Here is a 22014-nt window from a genome sequence, read left to right as displayed (position 1 = left end):
TGGTGTCTGCTGGTCGCCGGCGATCGTCGCCGGCTCACACTGTCCAGGTGGCTCCGGGCTTCGCCAGCTCGATGGGTCCACGGTACTCCCCGGCCGCCTCACCGCGAACGATGGAGCAGTCTGTCCAGACCGGGATGTGGGTGAGCACGAGCGCGGACGCCGCGGCGTTCTGCGCCACTCGCCCGGCGCGCTTGCCGGTGAGGTGGATGCCGCGCGCAGTGTCGCGGTCTTCCTGGAAAGCGGCTTCGCAGAGGAAGAGGTCGGCGTCTTTCGCCGCTGCGACGAGGTTGTCGCACTCATCGCTGTCGCCCGAATACGTGATGACCTTGCCGGCCGCATCCGTGATCCGCAGAGCATAGGCCTCGACGGGGTGGTCGACGAGGAAGGATTCGATGGTCAGGGAGCCGATCTGGTGACGACTGCCGTGGTCGATGTCGGTGAATTCGAAGGCGTGGTCGAAGTCCGAGTCGTCTCCCCCGTTGGCCACCGGGGACTTTCCGGGATCCGTGTAATAGGCCCTGGACAGGCGTTCCTTCGCACCGGCCGGCGCGAACACCGGAGTGCGCGTGCGGATCGTTCCCGTGTCGGAGATGTCGCCGTTGAAGAACTTCGGGTCGAAGCAGTGTTTGACGTAGAGGCCGGTCATATCCATGCAGTGATCCGGATGGAGGTGGCTGAGCACGATTCCGGAGAGACGATCGGTGTCGACCGTCTCCTGCAGGGGGCTGAGCGCACCGGACCCGAGATCGAGGATGATGCGAGTGGGTGTGTCCTCATCGGTTTCGATGAGGTAGCAGCTGGCGAGGGCGCCGCGTCCTGGGAAGGAGCCTGCGGTGCCGATTGCGGTGAGTCTCATATCTCGTCATCCCCTTGCGTCTGGCCGAGCAAGGTCGTCGTCAGTCGGTCCTGAATCCACGTCAGGAAGTCGTACAGGGTCAGGGTGAGGTCTTCGGATTCGGAGAGGTCCTCACGGTGGGCGTACTTCTCCTCCTGCGCCTCCTCGGTGTCGATCCCGAGGCGGACAGCGAGGACGAGTCGCAGATCGTTGAGGCCCTTCATCCAGGCGAGCACCTCGTCCCGTGTCAGGGAGATGTCATTGCCCTTGCTCAGTCCCAGCAGCACGATGCGCACATTGTGCGCTTTGGCCTGTTTGAGATCGAACTCGGTGAGGCGGCGGAACTCCGCTGAACGCTCATCGTCCTCGGGATCGACGTCGGGCAGCAGCCGCAGCAGCGCCGGGTCCTCCGGACGGGGACGGTCGACAAGTCCGAGCCGGGCTTCCCAGTTCTCCGAGTCCGGACGGTCGTCATCGCTGTCGCTGTCTTCGGCCAGCAGAGCCGCAAGATCGGTGAACACCGTGAGCATGAGCGAGCGTTCGTTGTCTTGCAGGGTGAGGACGACATCGTCCCCTCGTGCGTCGATAGCGGCCATGTGTCAGTCGGATCCTGAATCGGGTTGGCACGCGGCCCACAGGCCGTATTCGTGCATCGCTTGGGTGTCTCGTTCCATGGCTTCGCGGCCTCCGGTGGCAACGACGGAGCGCCCGTTCTCATGGACTTCGAGCATAAGTGAGTGGGCTTTCTCCTCGGAGTAGCCGAAGTAGGTCTGGAACACGAAACTGACATAGCTCATGAGGTTGACCGGGTCGTTGAAGACCACGGTCCGCCAGGGCTTGGCCAGGTTCTCGGAGGGTCGGACGTCGACCTCCGGCTCCAGGACTGGTGTCGTTGGGTTGCTCACGTTTCCACCATACGGCAGAACACTGACGCTGTCGTGACGTAAGATCGCGCCTATGAGTGATCTCACACGGACCGATTCGACGGCTTTCTTCACGGATCAGTACGAATTGACGATGGTGCAGGCGGCCCTGGAATCCGGTGCCGCTCACCGGAAGAGCCTCTTCGAGGTATTCGGCCGCAGCCTTCCCGCAGGTCGCCGCTACGGTGTCGTCGCCGGCACCGGTCGGATCCTCGAGATGATCCGCGACTTCCGCTTCGACGATGCCGAGCTCTCGTTCCTCAGCAGGGAGAACATCGTCGACAAGCGCACCATCGACTGGTTGGCCGACTATCGGTTCTCCGGCAATATCCGCGGCTATGCAGAAGGGGAGATCTACTTCCCCGGCTCACCGCTGCTGACGATCGAATCGACGTTCGCCGAGGGCGTCATCTTGGAGACGCTCATCCTGTCGGCGATGAACTATGACTGTGCGGTCGCCTCGGCAGCGTCCCGAATGGCTCAGGCGGCCGGCGATCGCCCCTGCGCGGAGATGGGCGGGCGACGCACGAACGAGCATGCGGCCGTGGCTGCGGCTCGGGCAGCGGTCATCGGCGGCTTCGCCTCGACGTCGAACCTGGCCGCCGGCCTGCAGTACGGTCTGCGCACGATCGGCACCTCGGCCCACTCGTTCACCCTGCTCCACGATTCCGAGCGGGAGGCCTTCGCCGCTCAGCTGAAGTCGCTCGGCACCGATACGACTCTGCTCCTGGACACCTATGACGTCGAGGAGGCGCTGACCACGGCGATCGAGCTGGCCGGGCCGAACCTCGGCGGAGTGCGCATCGATTCCGGCGATCTCATCGAACAGGCCAGTGAGGTGCGCGAGAGCCTTGACCGCCTCGGCGCCCGCGACACGACGATCACCGTCACGAGCGATCTCGACGAGTATGCGATCGCCGCATTGGCCGCCTCGCCCGTCGACTCCTACGGTGTCGGCACGCGGGTGGTCACCGGTTCAGGTGCCCCGGCCGCCGGCCTGGTGTACAAGCTCGTGGCTCGTGCCGATGAGGCCGGCGAGTGGACCTCGGTGGCCAAGAACTCCTCCGGCAAGCCCTCACGCGGCGGACACAAGGAAGCGCTGCGCCTCATCGACGGTCCGATCGCCGTGGAGGAAGCCGTCGGCATTCCGAGCCTGCCCGATGATCTCGGCGAAGGCCGTCGGCTCAGCGTCGATCTCGTCGTCGACGGTGAGGTCGATGAGTCGTTCATCGGCGCGGCAGGAGTGAAGAAGGCCTGCGCCCGACATGACGAGTCTTTGGCGGAGCTGCCGCGTTCGGCCAGGCGCCTGCAGGACGGCGAGCCCGCCATTCCCACCGTGTTCTACTCCGCCTAATCCACACCCGGCCCACCGCGAATCGACGAAGCCGCCGAGGCAGACAGTGCGTCTGCCTCGGCGGCTTCGTCAGCCTCATGCCGACAGGGTCTCCCCTGCCGACATCCGGTGCTCACTTCTTGCCGACGAACCAGCCCTGCAGCTTCTTGATCCGAGCCTGGATCTGCTCCCGCGTGGCTTGAGCGACGGCCGGTCCCCCACATGCCTTGCGCAGTTCGACGTGAACGTTCTGGTGCGGCGTTCCGGTACGTCTGGACCAAGCGCCCACGAGGCTCTGGAGCTGGTTGCGCTCTTCCTTCATCGCTCGGTGCTCGAGCTCGCTCGTCTCCGTCTCAGGGGCCGGAGGAGCCGCCGCGGTCTTGCGCTTCGCCTGCCGGGCCTGCTGAGTGCTCAGCAGCTCACGCACCTGATCGGGTTCGAGCAGGCCGGGGATGCCGATGAAGTCGAGTTCATCCTCGGAGCCGATGGCTCCGCCGGTGCCGAATTCACCGCCGTCGTAGAGGACACGGTCGAACAGGGCTTCGGCGCCGAGCGCTTCGAAGGAGCCGAGCTGGTCCGACGAGGCGCCCTCGTTGCGGTTCGCCTGCTCCATGGCCTGATCGTCGAAGACGACGACATCGTTCTCGTCCTCGTTCTTCGGGCGATCGAGGGCATGATCGCGTTCGGCTTCCATCGAGTTCGCCAGGGCCAGCAGCACGGGCACCGAGGGCAGGAACACCGAGGCGGTCTCGCCGCGTTTGCGGGCACGCACGAAGCGCCCGATGGCCTGCGCGAAGAACAGCGGCGTCGACGAGGAGGTCGCGTAGACGCCGACACACAATCGGGGAACGTCGACGCCTTCGGAGACCATCCGCACGGCGACCATCCACCGGTCGGTCGAGTTCTGGAACTGTTCGATCCGCTCCGAGGCTCCCGCCTCGTCGGAGAGCACAACGGTCGGCTTCTCACCGGTGATCTCGTGCAGTCGTTTGGCGTAGGCTCGGGCCGCCTCTTGGTCGGTGGCGATGACGAGGCCGCCGGCGTCGTGGACGGTGCGTCGGACCTCGGTCAATCGCATGTCTGCGGCTTTGAGGACCGCCGGGATCCAGTCGCCCTTCGGGTCGAGGGCCGTGCGCCAGGCCTGCGAGTTGATGTCCTTCGTCGTCTCCTCGCCCAGGACGTGCGACATCTCGTCGCCGGCCTTGGTCCGCCAGGTCATGGCGCCGGCGTAGGCGAGGAAGAGGACCGGGCGGACGACGGAGTCCTTGAGCGCTCGACCGTAGCCGTAGGAATAGTCCGCCACCGAGGTGCGGATGCCGTTCTCGTCGGGTGCGTAGGTGACGAATGGGATCGGTGAGGTGTCGGAACGGAACGGTGTTCCGGTCAGGGACAGCCGACGGACCGCGGGGCCGAAGGCCTCTCGCACGGCATCGCCCCACGACAGGGCGTCACCTCCGTGGTGGACCTCGTCGAGGATGACCAGAGTGCGGCCGGCGGCCGTCCGGTTGTGGTGGAGAACGGGTTTGGCAGCGACCTGCGCGTAGGTCAGAGCCACTCCGTGGTAGCCGGGTGCGTGTTTGCCCTGGGAGTTCTTGAAGTGCGGGTCGAGCTTGATGCCCACGCGTGCTGCCGAGTCGGCCCACTGCACCTTGAGGTGTTCGGTGGGAGCGACGACTGTGACACGGTTGACGACTCGCTGTGCCAGCAGTTCGGCCGCCAGCCGCAGAGCGAAGGTGGTCTTACCTGCTCCTGGGGTCGCGACCGCGAGGAAGTCCTTGGGCTGCTTCTGGAAGTAGAGTTCGAGAGCCTCAGCCTGCCAGGCACGCAGCTTTCCCGCCGTTCCCCATGCTGCGCGCTCGGGGAATGCCGGTGGAAGCTGTTCTGCCGCGGAGGTCCCTGGTGCTGTTGGGAGACGATCCGCGGACATCTACTCCTGCGGTCCTTCGGACATCGTCTCGTAGATCTCTTTGCACTTGGGGCAGATCGGGAACCGCTCGGGGTCGCGCGTGGGGACCCACACCTTTCCGCACAAGGCGATCAGCGGAGTCCCGGTCACCATGGACTCCATGATCTTGTCCTTGGGCGCGTAGTGGCTGAAGCGCTCGTGATCGCCGGGCTCGACTAGCTGCTCGGACTGCTCGCGCTCGATCGTTGCTGAACCGCCTGAAGCTGGAATGGTCATGGCTCCATTGTAGTTCCCTAGAATGAGAGTCATGGACCAGGCCTACGACGATTCCCTCACAGAACGCTACCGCGAGCTCAGCGACGACATCGCTGCGGCGGTCGCCGTGGTCTCCGCTACCCGTGGCAGTGCCCTGCATGCGATCACCGTCGATTCGTTTCTCGACGTGTCGTACGATCCCCCGACGATGGCCGTCAGCGTCTATTCCGGCTCTCGGATGATGGAGACTCTGGAGACGAGTTCCCACTTTGCGATCTCGCTGCTCAACTCCGACCAGCGCGACATCTCCGAACGCCTCGGCGCTTCGGGCCAACCACTGTACGGATCGCTCAAAGGCATCGACACTTTTCCCGCCCCTCATGCCGGACAGCCGGTGCTCACCGAGGCAATCGCCTGGTTCGAGCTCAAGCTCACCGAGGTGCTCGAGGTTGCGACCCACAATCTCGTCGTCGGGGAGGTGGTGTCCATGGGCGCGGGCGCCGATGCGGGAACGAGTCGTCCCCTGCTGCGTTGGCGAAAAGGCTACGGAACCATCGGAAAGCGCTGACCTTCTCGTCTGGCTCTGACCGGTCCCTGATCACGAACCCACCCAGCACGGTCGACACGGACCGACAGGCAGGACACAGCTATCGGGGTCGATCGCGGGCTCACAGCGTACGACAGAGGCTCTGCTCAGGACCGACGGCTTCGTGGAGAAGTTCACGGGTTCTGAGCAGAGCCTGTCTTGTCGTTTGGGTTGTCAGCCTCGGCTGTCAGCGCTGATCGCGGCCGTCCTGTCGGCTGTGCACAGGCGCTTTGGTCGCCCGGCCGCCGATGGACCAGACGATCAGACGACTCCCTGGGCGAGCATTGCCTCGGAAACGCGGATGAAACCTGCGATGTTGGCACCGGCGACGTAGTCTCCGGGCTGGCCGAACTCGTCGGCCGCAGCCGCGCAGCTGTCGTGGACATCGCCCATGATCTCGGCCAGGCGCGCCTCGGTGAAGTCGAAGTCCCACGAGTCGCGGCTGGCGTTCTGCTGCATTTCGAGCGCACTGGTCGCGACACCGCCGGCGTTTGCGGCCTTGCCGGGGGCGAAGAGGACGCCAGCCTCGGAGAAGACCTTCACGGCTTCCGGCGTGCAGGGCATGTTCGCGCCTTCGGCGAGGGCGATAACTCCGTTCTTGACCAGAGTCGCAGCCGAGTCCCCGTCGAGCTCGTTCTGAGTCGCACATGGCAGTGCGACGTCGACCTCGACGTCCCAGACGTTTCCACCCTCGTGGTAGGTCGCGCGTCCCCCGCGCTGCTCCACGTATTCGGAGATGCGTCCCCGCTCTTCGAACTTGATGCGCTTGACGAGTTCGGTGTCGATTCCGTCCGGGTCATGGATGAAGCCGGCCGAGTCGGACATCGTGATGACGGTGCCGCCGAAGGCCGTGACCTTCTCTGCGGCGAATACTGCGACATTTCCCGAACCGGAGATCGAGACAGTGCGACCGTCGATGTTCTTCTTCGCGGCGGCGAGCATGTCCTTGAGGAAGTACACGACGCCGAAGCCGGTGGCTTCGGTACGGACCATGGAACCGCCGTAGGACAGTCCCTTGCCGGTGAGCACACCTGCTTCATAGGAGTTCGTCATGCGCTTGTACTGGCCGAAGAGGTAGCCGATCTCCCGACCACCGACGCCGATGTCACCCGCGGGCACATCGCGATACTCACCGATGTGACGGTACAGCTCGGTCATGAACGACTGGCAGAACCGCATGACTTCGCGGTCGCTGCGGCCCTTCGGGTCGAAGTCAGATCCGCCTTTGCCGCCGCCGATGGGCAGGCCGGTGATGGCGTTCTTGAAGATCTGCTCGAAACCGAGGAACTTGACGATGCCGAGGTTCACCGAGGGGTGGAACCGCAGACCGCCCTTGTAGGGGCCGAGAGCCGAATTGAACTGCACGCGGAAGGCGCGGTTGATCTGCACGACTCCGGAGTCATCGATCCAGGGAACCCGGAAGATGATCTGGCGTTCGGGCTCGCAGAGCCGCTCGAGCGCGGAGAGTTCCAGGTATTCGGGGTGCTTGTCCACGACGGGGCCCAGGGAATAGAGAACTTCCTGTACCGCTTGGTGAAACTCCGACTCTCCAGGGTTACGTTGGAGCACTGTGTCGAAGATTGGCTGCAGTGATGGATGTAGACTCATGCGCACAAACATACCGTGACCCGTATAACAACAATCCGAGCGACCAGATAATGGACAGCGCTGTCCGGTCACTTCAAGTGGGATATAAGTCTTCCGCGCAGTTCCAGGGCCACTGAACACGAAAGAATGGGCACAAGGCACATGGACATCTCGGAGATCTGGCCGCCGTTCGCACTTCATCTGCGATCAGATGATATGGAACTCTCACCCGTAAGAGAGGCCGATATTCCGGAACTCGCACAGATCGCGCGAGGCGGAGTGAGACGTGATGGAATCGAAGCCTTCCTCGTCAATTGGGACTCGGGCACCGATGAGCAGGTAGCACGAAGCCTCGCTCAATACCACTGGTCCACTAGAGCGAACTTCACCGTAGATGAGTGGACGATCGAGTTCACGGTCAGGGTCAATGGCCGCGCCATCGGAGTTCAGGGTGTGACCGGACGTCGGTTTCCACTCACGAGGACAGTCTCGACAGGATCATGGTTGGCGCTGCCTGAACAGGGCTGCGGATACGGCACCAGAATGCGAAGGATGATCATCGAAGCCTTCACCAGATACTTCGGTGCCGCACGATTCGACACAGCATACTTCGACGGCAATGACGCCAGCCGGCGGGTATCGGAGAAGCTCGGCTACTCCCCCAATGGTGATCGAAGCGCTGTCGGTCAGAACGGCACGGTCCTGACCGAACACCGCATGGTGCTCCGCGCCGAGGACTACGTCCACACAGACAGTGACCTACAAGTCACCGGCGCCGAAGCCTTCCGAACCTTCCTCACTATTACTACCTGACGGCGGCGCAGCAACCCCGCGCCAGGTAGCAGTACCCCCGTCAGGTAGTAATAACCACCGGCAGCACACCCGTTCGTGAATACAGTAATGGCCCCGCCCAACACAGTCGGACGAGGCCATCACCACTAAAAAATATTGCGGCAGTCACTTACTCTCCCACAACCACCAAGTTGCAGTACCATCAGCGCGAATGGGCTTAGCTACCGGGATCGGAACGGTTAACCGGGCGTTTCCCCACCACTATCACCACCGCAAAACCAACAAACCACACACACCCAAACCCAAAACGTTTGGGTGGTAGTGGTCCAAGAACCGCACAGCGAACGCGAACACCAAAACTATGTCATGCACACCCCACAAAACGGGGCGCATTCTCTCATCACAACCAGAAAGGCGAATAAAGACTCTTCGCACACACCAACCCCACTAAAGGGAAAAAGTTGATGAGTGATCGGTGTATTAGTACCAGTCAACTCCACACCTTACAGTGCTTCCATACCCGGCCTATCAACCCCATCATCTATAGGACACCTCCCCTGACAAAAGTCAGTTGGAAATCTCATCTCGGAGCCGGCTTCCCGCTTAGATGCTTTCAGCGGTTATCCATCCCGAACGTAGCCAACCAGCCATGCTCCTGGCGGAACAACTGGCACACCAGAGGTTCGTCCGTCCCGGTCCTCTCGTACTAAGGACAGACCTCCACAAATTTCCTACGCACGCAGCGGATAGGGACCGAACTGTCTCACGACGTTCTAAACCCAGCTCGCGTACCGCTTTAATGGGCGAACAGCCCAACCCTTGGGACCGACTCCAGCCCCAGGATGCGACGAGCCGACATCGAGGTGCCAAACCATGCCGTCGATATGGACTCTTGGGCAAGATCAGCCTGTTATCCCCGAGGTACCTTTTATCCGTTGAGCGACCACGCTTCCACAAGCCATGGCCGGGTCACTAGTCCCAGCTTTCGCTCCTGCTCGACACGTCCGTCTCACAGTCAAGCTCCCTTGTGCACTTACACTCGACACCTGATTGCCAACCAGGCTGAGGGAACCTTTGGGCGCCTCCGTTACTCTTTAGGAGGCAACCGCCCCAGTTAAACTACCCATCAGGCACTGTCCCTGAACCCGATCAGGGTCCGAAGTTAAGGAATCCACTATGGTCAGAGTGGTATTTCACCGATCGACTCCACCCCAACTAGCGTCAGGGCTTCCCAGTCTTCCACCTATCCTACACAAACCACACCGAATCCCAATACCAAACTATAGTGAAGGTCTCGGGGTCTTTCCGTCCTGCTGCGCGTAACGAGCATCTTTACTCGTAATGCAATTTCGCCGAGTTCGTGGTTGAGACAGCAGAGAAGTCGTTACGCCATTCGTGCAGGTCGGAACTTACCCGACAAGGAATTTCGCTACCTTAGGATGGTTATAGTTACCACCGCCGTTTACTGGGGCTTAAATTCTCCGCTTCACCCACAAAGTGGGTTAACAGGTCCTCTTAACCTTCCAGCACCGGGCAGGCGTCAGTCCGTATACATCGACTTACATCTTCGCACGGACCTGTGTTTTTAATAAACAGTCGCTTCTCTCTGGCCTCTGCGACCACCACCAGCACATCCCCACGCATGGTGGGTTCACCGGGATGGTCCCCCTTCTCCCGAAGTTACGGGGGCATTTTGCCGAGTTCCTTAACCACGATTCTCTCGATCACCTTAGTATTCTCTACTCGACCACCTGTGTCGGTTATAGGGTACGGGCAACACACACCCTCACGTCGATGCTTTTCTCGGCAGCAGAGGATCACCAGATCACCCCACCAATGTGGGGCGCCCATCAGCTCTCACACTCAAATGTGGGGACGGATTTACCTACCCCCACGTGCTACAACCTTAGACCGTGACTACCATCGCACGGCCTGGCTACCTTTCTGCGTCACACCTCACGCTTACCGACTCCACACTCAGGTCCCCCACTCAAACCCAACCACAGGCCCGAAGGCCTGACGGGGTCATCACGGGGTTAGTATCGTGTGTTTTGGTACTGTCGGTTGTGTGTCGGTACCAGAATATCAACTGGTTGTCCATCGACTACGCCTGTCGGCCTCGCCTTAGGTCCCGACTTACCCAGGGCGGATTAGCCTAGCCCTGGAACCCTTGGTCATCCGGTGGACGGGTTTCTCACCCGTCTTTCGCTACTCATGCCTGCATTCTCACTCGAATCGCCTCCACCACTCGTTCACACGGCAGCTTCTCCGGCAACTCGACGCTCCCCTACCCAACACCACACCATTACGGCTATACGTGGTGCTGCCACAACTTCGGCGGTGTACTTAGCCCCGCTACATTATCGGCGCTCAATCACTTGACCAGTGAGCTATTACGCACTCTTTCAAGGGTGGCTGCTTCTAAGCCAACCTCCTGGTTGTCTTCGCAACTGAACATCCTTTCCCACTGAGCACACGCTTAGGGGCCTTAGTTGATGGTCTGGGCTGTTTCCCTCTCGACAATGAAGCTTATCCCCCACTGTCTCACTGCCACGCTGAACCTTGACTGGCATTCGGAGTTTAGTTGACGTCAGTAACCCGGTAGGGCCCATCAGCCATCCAGTAGCTCTACCTCCAGCAAGAACCACGCAACGCTGCACCTAAATGCATTTCGGGGAGAACCAGCTATCACAGAGTTTGATTGGCCTTTCACCCCTAACCACAGGTCATCCCCTCCATTTTCAACTGAAGTGGGTGCGGGCCTCCACGCGCTCTTACACACGCTTCACCCTGCCCATGGCTAGATCACTCCGCTTCGGGTCTAGGACACGCGACTAGGATCGCCCTATTCGGACTCGCTTTCGCTACGGCTACCCCACACGGGTTAACCTCGCCACGCACCGCTAACTCGCAGGCTCATTCTTCAAAAGGCACGCCATCACAGTCATCTAGATACTGCTCTGACGGATTGTAAGCACATGGTTTCAGGTACTCTTTCACTCCCCTCCCGGGGTACTTTTCACCATTCCCTCACGGTACTTATCCGCTATCGGTCATCAGGAAGTATTTAGCCTTACCAGGTGGTCCTGGCAGATTCACACGAAATTCCACGAGTTCCGTGCTACTCGGGCATGCACACACTGCGAACAGTCAGCGTTTCGTCTACGGGACTCTCACCCACTCCGGTCCTGTTTCCCACCAGGTTCGACTACACCAACAACACTCACAGACCGGTCATGCTGGACCGGACCACGTACACCCCACAACACCCCTGCAGCAACACCAGCACGCTTGACACTGCACAGGTTTAGGCTCATCCAGTTTCGCTCGCCACTACTCCCGGAATCATTGTTATTTTCTCTTCCTGCGGGTACTGAGATGTTTCACTTCCCCGCGTTCCCTCCACATGCCCTATATATTCAGACACGGGTCACCACCCTCACGAGTGGCGGGGTTTCCCCATTCGGAGACCCTCGGATCAACGCCTGTTTATCGGCTCCCCGAGGCTTATCGCAGATTTCCACGTCCTTCATCGGCTCCTGATGCCAAGGCATCCACCATGCGCTCTTACACACTCACCCAACCCCCAAAAAGGGACCAGCTTCATGTGCGCGAAAAATATTGTTTCATTCACCTTAACTAGATGATGACAAGAAAAATCACATTACATAAACACCACACAAATATGGTGTTTGATGCTCGCGTCCACTATACGATTCTCAAACCACTACCAAACACCCACCACCACACAACCGCTTCACGCTGCTGCCTGTTGGTCGGGTTGGTCCTGTTGGTTGAAACCACACCCACACAATCGTGTGGGGTTTGTGATTCCAGGACCCAATAACGTGTTCGTTCTAGCCCACCCGATCACTCACCGCACCCGGGGCATTGACCCCAGCCGGGCTGTGTGGGCAAGCGGAAGAAGTGATGTTCCACCCTTGAGCTCTCATGATGACCACAGACGGGTCATGCCATGAGGATCTTAATGTGTGCTCCTTAGAAAGGAGGTGATCCAGCCGCACCTTCCGGTACGGCTACCTTGTTACGACTTAGTCCCAATCACCAGTCCCACCTTAGACGGCCCCCTCCCACAAGTGGGTTGGGACACCGGCTTCGGGTGTTACCGACTTTCGTGACTTGACGGGCGGTGTGTACAAGGCCCGGGAACGTATTCACCGCAGCGTTGCTGATCTGCGATTACTAGCGACTCCGACTTCACGTAGTCGAATTGCAGACTACGATCCGAACTGAGACTGGCTTTAAGGGATTCGCTTACCCTCACGGGTTCGCCTCTCTCTGTACCAGCCATTGTAGCATGCGTGAAGCCCAAGACATAAAGGGCATGATGATTTGACGTCATCCCCACCTTCCTCCGAGTTGACCCCGGCAGTCTCCTATGAGTTCCCACCATCACGTGCTGGCAACATAGAACGAGGGTTGCGCTCGTTGCGGGACTTAACCCAACATCTCACGACACGAGCTGACGACAACCATGCACCACCTGTACACCAGCTCCAAAGAGAAGAACTGTTTCCAGAACGGTCCAGTGTATGTCAAGCCTTGGTAAGGTTCTTCGCGTTGCATCGAATTAATCCGCATGCTCCGCCGCTTGTGCGGGCCCCCGTCAATTCCTTTGAGTTTTAGCCTTGCGACCGTACTCCCCAGGCGGGGCACTTAATGCGTTAGCTACGGCGCGGAGAACGTGGAATGTCCCCCACACCTAGTGCCCAACGTTTACGGCATGGACTACCAGGGTATCTAATCCTGTTCGCTCCCCATGCTTTCGCTCCTCAGTGTCAGTTACAGCCCAGAGTCCCGCCTTCGCCACCGGTGTTCCTCCTGATATCTGCGCATTTCACCGCTACACCAGGAATTCCAGACTCCCCTACTGCACTCTAGTCAGCCCGTACCCACTGCACGCGCAACGTTAAGCGTTGCGTTTCCACAGCAGACGTGACCAACCACCTACGAGCTCTTTACGCCCAATAATTCCGGACAACGCTCGTACCCTACGTATTACCGCGGCTGCTGGCACGTAGTTAGCCGGTACTTCTTCTGCAGGTACCGTCACTTTCGCTTCTTCCCTGCTGAAAGCGGTTTACAACCCGAAGGCCGTCATCCCGCACGCTGCGTCGCTGCATCAGGGTTTCCCCCATTGTGCAATATTCCCCACTGCTGCCTCCCGTAGGAGTCTGGGCCGTGTCTCAGTCCCAGTGTGGCCGGTCGCCCTCTCAGGCCGGCTACCCGTCGTCGCCTTGGTAGGCCATTACCCCACCAACAAGCTGATAGGCCGCGAGCCCATCCCCGATCGAAAAACTTTCCACCAACCCTCATGCAAGGATTGGTCATATCCGGTATTAGACCCAGTTTCCCAGGCTTATCCCGAAATCAGGGGCAGGTTACTCACGTGTTACTCACCCGTTCGCCACTCATCCACCAACAGCAAGCTGTCGGCTTCAGCGTTCGACTTGCATGTGTTAAGCACGCAGCCAGCGTTCGTCCTGAGCCAGGATCAAACTCTCCATAAAAAACTTTATGTTACGAATGAATCCCAGCAAGACAGCCAACCCCTCACGGGGTGAGAAGGTTGACCAAAAAATACTAACCAAACACACCATCCACCCATGTGATGCGAGAGGTTCGGCGAAGAACCACCCACCACAGGTGAACCAATGTTTGGCCAGGTGATTGTCTTACCAGAAAATAAAAATGTTCTGGCATCACAACTTGTTCAAACAAACACGCTATTGGATTCTCAAACCACAAACACACACCCATCACCACACCACACAAATACGCAGCATGTTCACTGGGGGTATCAGTTTCTGTTTGCACTTTTCGTCTTGCGACTCGCTGTGCCAGCGGATGTCTACTCTACATGGTTGTTCCGATCCGCGCAACTCGAAGTTCATCTTCGGTTTGCCCGTATCGTTCCCGATCAGAGCGACTGTTGCCGTTCCTTGCGGCCTGGCAACCTGGACAACAATACACACATCTTCGGCCACCTGCAAAACCGCTTCGCACGTGCCCACTCCCCCACTCCGAAAGACCCCGAGATCTCGGGCGAACGTCTCCGCCGCACAGCGTTAAGAGAGACCTACGCCACGGGTTCGGCGAGTTCGGGAGAATCGTTGCGGACGTTTCCGACCGCTTTGCCGACCTTGTGCCGAGTGACGCTGGCGGGATCAACCTGATCATGTGTCGCCGCCAACAGGTCCGGCACATCATTCGTCAGGACTCCAGGGTCGATCCAGTCACTGATCTGGTCGCGCCCGAGGAACACGGGCATCCGATGGTGGACTTCGCTGAGGTGCCCCGCGGACTCCATCGTCAGGATCGTCGTGGAGACCAACCAGGTCTCATCCGGCTGTTTCCAGAACTCGAAGAGTCCCGCCATGAAGAGGGGGTCCTCGCCGGCAGCGGTCATCATCCATGGCTGCTTGCCGTCTTCAGTGTTCTCCCATTCGTAATAGCCCGGAATCGGCAGAACACAGCGACGACGTCGGATGGCCTGTCGGAACATCGGCTTCTCGAGCACTGTCTCGGAACGGGCATTGAATGCCTTGAAGCCGATTTTGGGATCTTTCGCCCACGCCGGCACCAGCCCCCAGGACGCGGTTTCGAGTCGGCGATGTAGCTGACCATCCTCGTCGAGTCGTTCGACGACGATCGGCACGAATGACCCCGGGGGGACATTGAAGCGCGGCGCGTAGTCATAGGAGACGACATCCAACCGCAGCTCATCAGCGAGATCCGCCGGATCGAGAGACATATTGAGTCGACCGCACATGCGCCCATCTTCTCACTTCACTACACTGTCGACAATGGCGGCAGAAAAGAATACAAGTACGGGGTTCGACCCGATCGAAGAGTCCCGTCGACAATGGCTGGCCCACGGATGGGACGATGCAGCCGATGGAATGACGACAGTGATCTCAGTGATGAGGATCCACCAGCTGTTCCTGGCCCGAGTCGATGCCGCCCTCAAGCCCTTCGCGCTGACGTTCTCGCGCTATGAGGTGCTCACTCTCCTATCCTTCACACGAGCCGGGACCCTGCCGATGTCGAAGATCTCCGCTCGACTGCAGGTGCATGCGACCTCGACGACGAACTCTGTCGACCGCCTCGAGAAGGCCGGCCTCGTCGCCAGACGCAGCCACCCCGATGATCGCCGGACGACGCTCGTCGACCTCACTGATGCCGGTCGCGAGCTCGCCGCACAAGCAACGAAGGCGCTCAACGCCGAGGTCTTCTCCTCCCCCGATTTCTCCGGTATCGACCTCGACTCTCTGCTCCCCCATCTCGAAACACTGCGCTCGGGACTCGAAGCCGGCGCCTGAGCCGACCGAAGCCGGCCGCCGAACGGACCATCGGTCATCGGGGCCGCCTCGGCGAGAAATTAGTTGGATGTCCAAGTAATATGGACGTATCGTGGTGTCGATCACCGAATAAGCGTCCGATTCTTGGAGGAATCATGTCCCGCAGTACAGCCGCTGCCCTACCTTTCGGTCTCACCGACGAACAGCAGACCGTCGCCGGGATGGTGCGTGAGTTCGCCGATACCGAAGTCGCCCCACACGCCCTCCAATGGGATGCCGAACACTTCTTCCCCGTCGACGTCATCAGGAAGTCTGCCGAACTCGGAATGGGCGGCATCTACGTCAGCGAGGAGTCCGGCGGAACCGGAATGGGCCGGATGGACGCAGCGCTGATCTTCGAAGCGATGTCGACCGGATGCCCCTCCGTCGCCGCCTATATCTCCATCCACAACATGGTCGCGTGGATGATCGACAAGTTCGGCAACGACGAGCAGAAGACGACGTACCTCGAGAAGCTCGTCTCCATGGAGCACCTCGGCAGCTACTGCCTGACCGAACCCAATGCCGGCTCCGATGCGGCCGCCCTGCGCACCTCCGCCCGTGAGGACGGCGACCACTATGTGCTCAACGGAGTCAAGCAGTTCATCTCCGGCGCCGGCACCTCGGATACCTACCTCGTCATGGCCCGTACAGGCCAGGACGGAGCGCGTGGAATCTCCGCCTTCATCCTCGAGAAGGGTATGGAGGGTCTGAGCTTCGGCCCCAATGAGCAGAAGATGGGCTGGCGCGCACAGCCGACCCGACAGGTGATCATGGAGAACGTGCGGGTTCCGAAGGAGAACATGCTCGGCGCGCCCGGCCAAGGCTTCAAGATCGCGATGTCCGGACTCGACGGCGGACGTCTCAACATCGGCGCCTGCTCGCTCGGCGGCGGTCAGGCCGCGCTCGAGAAGGCCATCGCCTATATGGGTGAGCGCCAGGCCTTCGGCACCGAGCTCTCCGGATTCCAGGCTCTGCGCTTCGAGGTCGCGCAGATGCAGGCCGACCTCGAGGGTGCTCGCTCCCTGCTGTGGCGGGCCGCAGGAGCCTATGACGCAGGCGATCCGAACACCTCTCTGCTCTCGGCCATGGCCAAGCTCAAGGCCACCGACACCGGTTTCGATGTCGCGAACAGGGCACTCCAGTTGCACGGCGGCTACGGCTATCTGACAGAGTATGGAATTGAGAAGCTGGTGCGTGACCTGCGAGTCCACCAGATTCTGGAAGGCACCAACGAAATCATGCGCGTGATCATCTCGCGCAAGAGCACAGGAGTGGGCTGATATGACAGAACCTTCGGCAGAGCAGGCGGACGCCTCCGTCATCACCTCGGTAAACAACGGGGTCGGCCGAATCGAACTCAACCGACCGAAGCTGATCAATGCGCTCAGCCAGGACATGGTGGGTGCCATCGATGACGCCCTCAACGCATGGCGCGACGACGAAGCGGTCAACCTCGTCCTCGTCACCGGTCGCGGGGAACGCGGTCTGTGTGCGGGCGGCGACATCAAGGCCGTGTACAACGACATCGTGGCCGGCAGCGATGAGAACGCGAGATTCTGGAACCGCGAATACAAGATGAACTTCGCAATCTCTGAGTTCCCCAAGCCCTACGTCGTCATCATGAACGGCATCACGATGGGCGGCGGAGTCGGCATCTCCGGACACGGATCGCACCGCATCGTCACCGATTCGACGAAGGTCGGAATGCCGGAGACCGGAATCGGGCTCTTCCCAGACGTCGGCGGCACCCACCTGCTGGCCAACGCCCCCGGAGAGCTCGGCACCCACCTTGCGCTGACCGGGCAGCCCGTCGGGGCCGGCACTGCGATCGCACTGGGCCTCGCCGACTACTTCGTCCCTGACGCGCAGATCCCCGATCTCATCGCCGAGCTCACCGATGGCGAGGACCTCGACGCGGTCATCGGCCGATATTCAACCGATGTTACGGACAACGAACTCGCCGAGGCGGCCGACTGGATCAACGCCTGCTTCGCCGGCGACGACGCCGAAGCCATCGTCGCGGCTCTCGCCGCGCACGAGAACCCCGATGCCCAGGCCACCGCTGAGCTCATCGGCACGAAGGCCCCCACTTCGGTGAAGGTGACCCTGGCTGCGATCAGGAACGCCGCATCGATGAACCTGGCCGACGTCCTCGAACAGGACTACCGGGTCGCCGTCACGCTCACCGGCCTGCCGGACCTCAAGGAGGGTATCCGCGCGCAGGTCATCGACAAGGACCGCAACCCGCAGTGGAGTCCCGGCTCGCTGGCCGAGGTCTCCGACGAACAGGTCCAGTCCATCCTCACCACCGACCACGAAGACAAGGTGTTCTCATGAGCGAATTCGAAACCATCCTGACCGACGTAGCCGACGGCGTCGCCACCATCACGATCAACCGACCGAAAGCGCTCAACGCGCTCAATCTGCAGGTGCTCACCGACATCACAGATGCCGCGACGGCCTACGACGCAGACGATTCGATCAAAGCGATCATCATCACCGGCAGCGAGAAGGCCTTCGCCGCCGGCGCAGATATCAAGGAGATGTCGAGCCTCGACTTCTCGACCGCATACAAAGCTGACTGGTTCGCCGGTTGGACCCGGCTGACCGATGTGCGCAAGCCCGTCATCACCGCCGTCGGCGGCTACGCCCTGGGCGGCGGCTGCGAACTGGCGATGATGGGCGACATCCTCATCGCGTCGACGAAGGCGAAGTTCGGACAGCCCGAGATCAACCTCGGCGTGCTCCCGGGCATGGGCGGATCGCAGCGACTGACCCGCGCCATCGGCAAGGCAAAGGCCATGGACATGTGCCTGACAGGCCGGATGATGGGCGCCGAGGAGGCCGAACGTTCCGGACTCGTCGCCCGCATCGTCGAACCCGAAGCGCTCCTGGACACGGCGAACGAGATCGCGCAGACGATCGCGTCGAAGTCCCGCATCGCCTCGGCGATGGTCAAGGAAGCGGTGAACACCGCATTCGAGACGACCCTGGAGCAGGGACTGCGCTACGAGCGCCGACTCTTCCATTCGTCCCTGGCCACGAATGATCAGTCCGAGGGCATGGCCGCCTTCGTCGAGAAGCGGGACCCGAACTTCACGGATTCCTGATCCAGCTTCTTATCACTGCCGAAGGCGCAGACTCCTCAGAGAGTCTGCGCTTTCGTCGTCTGATCAGCCGAAATGCGGGCCAGGAGACGAAAGAGAATGTGTTCCGTATCGCATTTAACAATCGTTCAGTTAGAGTGAGTGTATGCATTCATCTTCGCAAGGAGGCACCGTGACAAGCTTCACCGATCTGCGCTCCCAACTCCGTCTGCCCGTCGTCGGCTCCCCCATGTTCATTGCCTCGGGGCCCGAATTGGTCAAGGCCCAGTGCCAGGCCGGAATCGTCGGATCCTTCCCATCGCTGAACGCCCGTCCCGCCTCGCAGCTGACCGACTGGCTCGATGAGATCTCCGAGTCGAACGCCGCCCACTCTGCGGCGAATCCGCAGCAGCCCGCCGCTCCGTTCGCAGTCAACCTCATCGTCCACCGGTCGAACAATCGCCTCGAGGAGGACCTCGCCGAGGTGGTCCGCCACCAAGTGCCGATCGTCATCACCTCGCTCGGTGCCCGTGAGGAGGTCAACGAAGCCGTCCACTCCTACGGCGGTGTCGTCCTCCACGACGTCATCAACAACCGCTTCGCCAACAAGGCCGTCGAGAAGGGCGCCGACGGCGTCATCGCCGTGGCCGCCGGTGCCGGCGGGCACGCCGGGGCGCAGTCGCCATTCGCCCTGGTTCAGGAGATCCGCTCCTGGTTCGATGGCCCCCTGCTGCTGTCGGGCGCCATCGCCCACGGCCGTTCGATCCTTGCGGCTCTGGCCGCCGGTGCCGACTTCGCCTACATCGGCTCGGCCTTTCTGTCCACGCCCGAGGCGAATGTTGTCGACGACTACCGGACGATGATCGTCGAATCCGGCGCCGACGACGTCGTGTACTCGAACTACTTCACCGGTGTGAAGGGCAACTACCTGCGCGGATCCATCGTCGCCTCGGGCCTCGACCCGGACAATCTGCCCGACGCCGATCCCACGAAGATGGACTTCAGCTCGTCTTCGGGTTCGGACTCGAAGGCCTGGAAGGACATCTGGGGCTCGGGACAGGGCATCGGTGCGCTCGGCCAGCAGCGGACGACCGCAGAGCTCGTCGAGACATTCGCTGCTCAGTTCGACGAGGCGAAGCAGCAGCTGCAGGCGCAGCTGGGCTGATCCGACCGAGCGCCTCAAAGACCACCTCAGCACCAATTGCTACCTGACGGCGGCCCAGCAACCTCGCGCGAGGTTGCTGGGCCGCCGTCAGGTAGCGGTGAGGTTCCGTTCAGATCGTCGAGATGATTCCTCGTTCCGTCAGACGAGAGGCCAGACCGGCACCGTCAGGGGCGTAGATCCACGGCACGCCTTGGCCGCGACCGTGGCGCTTCGACCGTCCACCGGCCCACACGGCCTCACCGACGGTGAGCTGTCGGATTGCCACGGCGGCGACATTCTTCGGATGATTCTCGACGAACTCCCCGTAGATCTCCTCGTCGTTCTGCCCGTCGTCACCGATGAGCAGCCACTTCATCCACGGGAACTCCCTGGCCAGACGTTCCAGCGAATTGCGTTTGTGCTCCTTGCCTGACCGGAACACCCGAGTCGTCGTCGGACCCCAGTCGGTGAGCAGCAGCGGGCCCATCGGATAGAGGTTGCGGGACAGGAAGCGCTTGAGCGTCAAGGCAGAGTTCCACGCCCCCGTCGACAGATAGACCATCGGAGTGTCCGGGCGCATGAAGGTGATCCGGTCATAGAGCACGGCCATTCCCGCCACCGGGGACCTCGCATGCTCGCTGAGGACGAAGGTGTTCCACGCGGCGAGGAAGGGACGCGGCAGCGAAGTGACCATGACCGTATCGTCGATATCGGAGATGATGCCGAAGGTCGAGTCCTCGCCGATGATGCGCACAGCGGCAGAGTCGACGAGCGAGCCGTCGGTCCACAGTTCGATCTCCGTCTCCCCCGGCTCGAAGTCTCCGGGGATCACGGTGTCGATGATTCCTCCGCGATCGGAGGTGACCATATGCTCTTCGTCGTTCACGCGCACCCATGCGGTGTCATTGGGCAGAGGCACACTGACGAAGGACTTCCACCCGCGGATGCTCGCGTGGACATCGGCGGCCGGCTGACCGTTCGGGGTGAGCACCAGGCGTCCGAGCACCCGCACCCAACCGGTCCCGCCGTAGGTGTCGTAGGCGATGACGGTGCGATGATAGGCGTGGTCTGTGGCCCGATTCTGGATCCAGCCGTTGAACCGGTCCTCCACCCGCGCAGCAGTGTGGAGCATATCCGGTGTGAGGTTGAGCGGCCCCTCTTCGGGTTTCTTCTTCGCCACGATCAGATGAAGCCGATCTTGTCATAGACCTCGCGCAGGGTCGCCTCGGCGATGGCGCTGGCCTTCTCCGCCCCGCGATCGAGGATCGCCTGCAGCTGGGTCCGGTCCTCGAGGAGCTCCAGCGTCCGCTCCCGCACCGGTGTCAGGGTCTCCACAGCCACCTCGGCGAGGTCGACCTTGAGGTGACCGTACATCTTCCCTTCGTACTCGGCGACGATTTCGTCGACCGAACGTGAGGTCAGGGAGGAATAGATCGTCAGCAGATTCGACACTCCCGGCTTGTTCTCCGGGTCGAAGGCGATCTCGGTTCCGTCGTCGGTCACGGCGGACTTGATCTTCTTCGTCAGGGCCTTCGCATCGTCGAGGATGTCGATGCGTCCCTGCGGGCTGGGCTGGGACTTCGACATCTTCGCGCCCGGATTCTGCAGGTCATAGATCTTCGCGGTCGCCTTGAGGATCTGCGCCTCGGGGACGGTGAAGGTCTTGCCGAACCGATAGTTGAAGCGTTCGGCGAGGTTGCGGGTCAGCTCGAGGTGCTGGCGCTGGTCCTCACCGACGGGAACGAGCTGCGGGTTGTACAGGAGGATGTCGGCGGCCATCAGCGCCGGGTAGGTGAGCAGCCCCAGGGACACATGCTCCTGCTTCGCGGACTTGTCCTTGAACTGGGTCATCCGGCTGGCCTCACCCATCGAGGTGGTGCATTCGAGGACCCAGGACAGCTGCGGATGGGCGGGCACCTGGGACTGGACGAAGATCGTCGACTTCTCCGGATCGAGACCGGCGGCGATGAACTGCGCGGCCGTGCGCAGGGTGCGTTCCCGCAGTTCGGCCGGGTCCTGCTCGACGGTGATCGCGTGCATGTTCGCGATGAAGTAGAAGGCATCGTGCGACTCCTGGTGAGTCACGAACTGCTGCAGGGCTCCGATGTAGTTGCCGAGATGAAGGGAATCGGAGGTGGCTTGGATACCTGAGACAGTGCGTGGCTGTGAAGAGTTCGTCATAGTCCTATGATGCCATCTCCCC

17 protein-coding genes and 3 rRNA genes are annotated in these 22014 nt (G+C 61.1%); 8 read left to right on the top strand and 12 right to left on the bottom strand.

Features of this window, described 5'->3' with window-relative positions:
• Positions 1-34: 34 nt before the first annotated feature.
• Genes ACVZTU_RS06075 through clpS form a run of 3 tightly spaced genes read right to left on the bottom strand, consistent with a single transcriptional unit; the run spans position 35 to position 1740 of the window.
• The gene (locus ACVZTU_RS06075) at positions 35-856 is read right to left on the bottom strand and encodes an MBL fold metallo-hydrolase (protein WP_139469690.1); all 822 of its coding nucleotides are present in this window, start codon (positions 854-856) and stop codon (positions 35-37) included.
• The gene (locus ACVZTU_RS06070) at positions 853-1431 is read right to left on the bottom strand and encodes a DUF2017 family protein (protein ID WP_139469691.1); all 579 of its coding nucleotides are present in this window, start codon (positions 1429-1431) and stop codon (positions 853-855) included. Before ACVZTU_RS06070 ends, ACVZTU_RS06075 begins: the two co-directional genes overlap by 4 nt.
• 3 nt (positions 1432-1434) lie before the next feature.
• Complete coding sequence (gene clpS / locus ACVZTU_RS06065) at positions 1435-1740, bottom strand: ATP-dependent Clp protease adapter ClpS (protein ID WP_101545203.1); 306 nt, start codon at positions 1738-1740, stop codon at positions 1435-1437.
• A gap of 52 nt (positions 1741-1792) precedes the next feature.
• Between clpS and ACVZTU_RS06060 the strand changes: the two genes are divergently transcribed.
• Positions 1793-3112, top strand: coding sequence for a nicotinate phosphoribosyltransferase (locus ACVZTU_RS06060; RefSeq protein WP_139907319.1), 1320 nt, complete (start codon positions 1793-1795; stop codon positions 3110-3112).
• Positions 3113-3224: 112 nt separating this feature from the next.
• Here the strand turns inward: ACVZTU_RS06060 and ACVZTU_RS06055 are convergent, their stop codons facing one another.
• Positions 3225-5018, bottom strand: coding sequence for a DEAD/DEAH box helicase (locus ACVZTU_RS06055; protein ID WP_139469693.1), 1794 nt, complete (start codon positions 5016-5018; stop codon positions 3225-3227).
• Positions 5019-5273, bottom strand: coding sequence for a DUF3039 domain-containing protein (locus tag ACVZTU_RS06050; RefSeq protein WP_035320920.1), 255 nt, complete (start codon positions 5271-5273; stop codon positions 5019-5021). It abuts the gene before it with no gap.
• Between the two features lie 31 nt (positions 5274-5304).
• Here ACVZTU_RS06050 and ACVZTU_RS06045 point away from each other — a divergent pair, with 31 nt between their 5' ends.
• Complete coding sequence (locus tag ACVZTU_RS06045; RefSeq protein WP_139907318.1) at positions 5305-5820, top strand: flavin reductase family protein; 516 nt, start codon at positions 5305-5307, stop codon at positions 5818-5820.
• Between the two features lie 279 nt (positions 5821-6099).
• On the opposite strand, the gene gdhA is transcribed toward ACVZTU_RS06045, so the two are convergent.
• Positions 6100-7446, bottom strand: coding sequence for an NADP-specific glutamate dehydrogenase (gene gdhA / locus ACVZTU_RS06040; RefSeq protein ID WP_139469695.1), 1347 nt, complete (start codon positions 7444-7446; stop codon positions 6100-6102).
• 126 nt (positions 7447-7572) lie between these two features.
• Between gdhA and ACVZTU_RS06035 the strand changes: the two genes are divergently transcribed.
• A complete protein-coding gene (locus ACVZTU_RS06035; RefSeq protein ID WP_482401573.1) occupies positions 7573-8238 on the top strand; it encodes a GNAT family N-acetyltransferase in 666 nt (221 codons plus the stop codon).
• 135 nt (positions 8239-8373) lie between these two features.
• Here the strand turns inward: ACVZTU_RS06035 and rrf are convergent.
• From rrf to ACVZTU_RS06015, 4 genes are all read right to left on the bottom strand, one after another.
• Positions 8374-8492, bottom strand: a 5S ribosomal RNA gene (gene rrf, locus ACVZTU_RS06030).
• Between the two features lie 185 nt (positions 8493-8677).
• Positions 8678-11798, bottom strand: a 23S ribosomal RNA gene (locus tag ACVZTU_RS06025).
• Between the two features lie 422 nt (positions 11799-12220).
• Positions 12221-13748 (bottom strand): 16S ribosomal RNA (locus ACVZTU_RS06020).
• Together the 16S, 23S and 5S rRNA genes form the textbook arrangement of a ribosomal RNA operon.
• A 569-nt stretch (positions 13749-14317) precedes the next feature.
• Complete coding sequence (locus ACVZTU_RS06015; RefSeq protein ID WP_374990257.1) at positions 14318-14992, bottom strand: SOS response-associated peptidase; 675 nt, start codon at positions 14990-14992, stop codon at positions 14318-14320.
• A 52-nt stretch (positions 14993-15044) separates the two neighbouring features.
• On the opposite strand from ACVZTU_RS06015, the gene ACVZTU_RS06010 reads away from it, so the two are divergent.
• The 5 genes from ACVZTU_RS06010 (at position 15045) to ACVZTU_RS05990 (ending at position 19832) form a co-directional block, all read left to right on the top strand.
• On the top strand, positions 15045-15560 hold the full coding sequence (locus ACVZTU_RS06010; RefSeq protein ID WP_259357217.1) for a MarR family winged helix-turn-helix transcriptional regulator: 516 nt from the start codon (positions 15045-15047) through the stop codon (positions 15558-15560).
• Between the two features lie 134 nt (positions 15561-15694).
• The gene (locus ACVZTU_RS06005; RefSeq protein ID WP_139468529.1) at positions 15695-16861 is read left to right on the top strand and encodes an acyl-CoA dehydrogenase family protein; all 1167 of its coding nucleotides are present in this window, start codon (positions 15695-15697) and stop codon (positions 16859-16861) included.
• Between the two features lies 1 nt (position 16862).
• A complete protein-coding gene (locus ACVZTU_RS06000; RefSeq protein WP_482401572.1) occupies positions 16863-17918 on the top strand; it encodes an enoyl-CoA hydratase/isomerase family protein in 1056 nt (351 codons plus the stop codon).
• Positions 17915-18691, top strand: a complete 777-nt coding sequence (locus ACVZTU_RS05995; RefSeq protein WP_139468531.1) for an enoyl-CoA hydratase — start codon at positions 17915-17917, stop codon at positions 18689-18691. Before ACVZTU_RS06000 ends, ACVZTU_RS05995 begins: the two co-directional genes overlap by 4 nt.
• A gap of 169 nt (positions 18692-18860) precedes the next feature.
• Positions 18861-19832 carry an NAD(P)H-dependent flavin oxidoreductase gene (locus ACVZTU_RS05990; protein WP_376907243.1) on the top strand — a complete coding sequence of 324 codons (972 nt, stop codon included), beginning with the start codon at positions 18861-18863 and terminating at the stop codon, positions 19830-19832.
• A gap of 109 nt (positions 19833-19941) precedes the next feature.
• On the opposite strand, the gene ACVZTU_RS05985 is transcribed toward ACVZTU_RS05990, so the two are convergent.
• Together ACVZTU_RS05985 and trpS are read right to left on the bottom strand one after the other, a co-directional pair.
• Positions 19942-20991, bottom strand: coding sequence for an App1 family protein (locus tag ACVZTU_RS05985; protein WP_139468533.1), 1050 nt, complete (start codon positions 20989-20991; stop codon positions 19942-19944).
• Positions 20992-20993: 2 nt separating this feature from the next.
• A complete protein-coding gene (gene trpS, locus ACVZTU_RS05980; RefSeq protein ID WP_139468534.1) occupies positions 20994-21992 on the bottom strand; it encodes a tryptophan--tRNA ligase in 999 nt (332 codons plus the stop codon).
• Positions 21993-22014: the final 22 nt, after the last annotated feature.

This window comes from Brevibacterium sp. OS20 (assembly GCF_056837565.1).
This window is presented reverse-complemented; position numbering and strand designations above follow the sequence as displayed.

Coding starts and splice junctions, on each gene's coding strand:
- ACVZTU_RS06005 (WP_139468529.1), top strand. CDS start 15,695: ATGTCCCGCAGTACAGCCGCTGCCCTACCTTTCGGTCTCACCGACGAA.
- ACVZTU_RS06000 (WP_482401572.1), top strand. CDS start 16,863: ATGACAGAACCTTCGGCAGAGCAGGCGGACGCCTCCGTCATCACCTCG.
- ACVZTU_RS06075 (WP_139469690.1), bottom strand. CDS start 856: ATGAGACTCACCGCAATCGGCACCGCAGGCTCCTTCCCAGGACGCGGC.
- trpS (WP_139468534.1), bottom strand. CDS start 21,992: ATGACGAACTCTTCACAGCCACGCACTGTCTCAGGTATCCAAGCCACC.
- ACVZTU_RS06035 (WP_482401573.1), top strand. CDS start 7,573: ATGGGCACAAGGCACATGGACATCTCGGAGATCTGGCCGCCGTTCGCA.
- ACVZTU_RS06055 (WP_139469693.1), bottom strand. CDS start 5,018: ATGTCCGCGGATCGTCTCCCAACAGCACCAGGGACCTCCGCGGCAGAA.
- ACVZTU_RS05995 (WP_139468531.1), top strand. CDS start 17,915: ATGAGCGAATTCGAAACCATCCTGACCGACGTAGCCGACGGCGTCGCC.
- gdhA (WP_139469695.1), bottom strand. CDS start 7,446: ATGAGTCTACATCCATCACTGCAGCCAATCTTCGACACAGTGCTCCAA.
- ACVZTU_RS06045 (WP_139907318.1), top strand. CDS start 5,305: ATGGACCAGGCCTACGACGATTCCCTCACAGAACGCTACCGCGAGCTC.
- ACVZTU_RS06050 (WP_035320920.1), bottom strand. CDS start 5,273: ATGACCATTCCAGCTTCAGGCGGTTCAGCAACGATCGAGCGCGAGCAG.
- ACVZTU_RS06015 (WP_374990257.1), bottom strand. CDS start 14,992: ATGTCTCTCGATCCGGCGGATCTCGCTGATGAGCTGCGGTTGGATGTC.
- ACVZTU_RS06060 (WP_139907319.1), top strand. CDS start 1,793: ATGAGTGATCTCACACGGACCGATTCGACGGCTTTCTTCACGGATCAG.
- ACVZTU_RS06070 (WP_139469691.1), bottom strand. CDS start 1,431: ATGGCCGCTATCGACGCACGAGGGGACGATGTCGTCCTCACCCTGCAA.
- ACVZTU_RS06010 (WP_259357217.1), top strand. CDS start 15,045: ATGGCGGCAGAAAAGAATACAAGTACGGGGTTCGACCCGATCGAAGAG.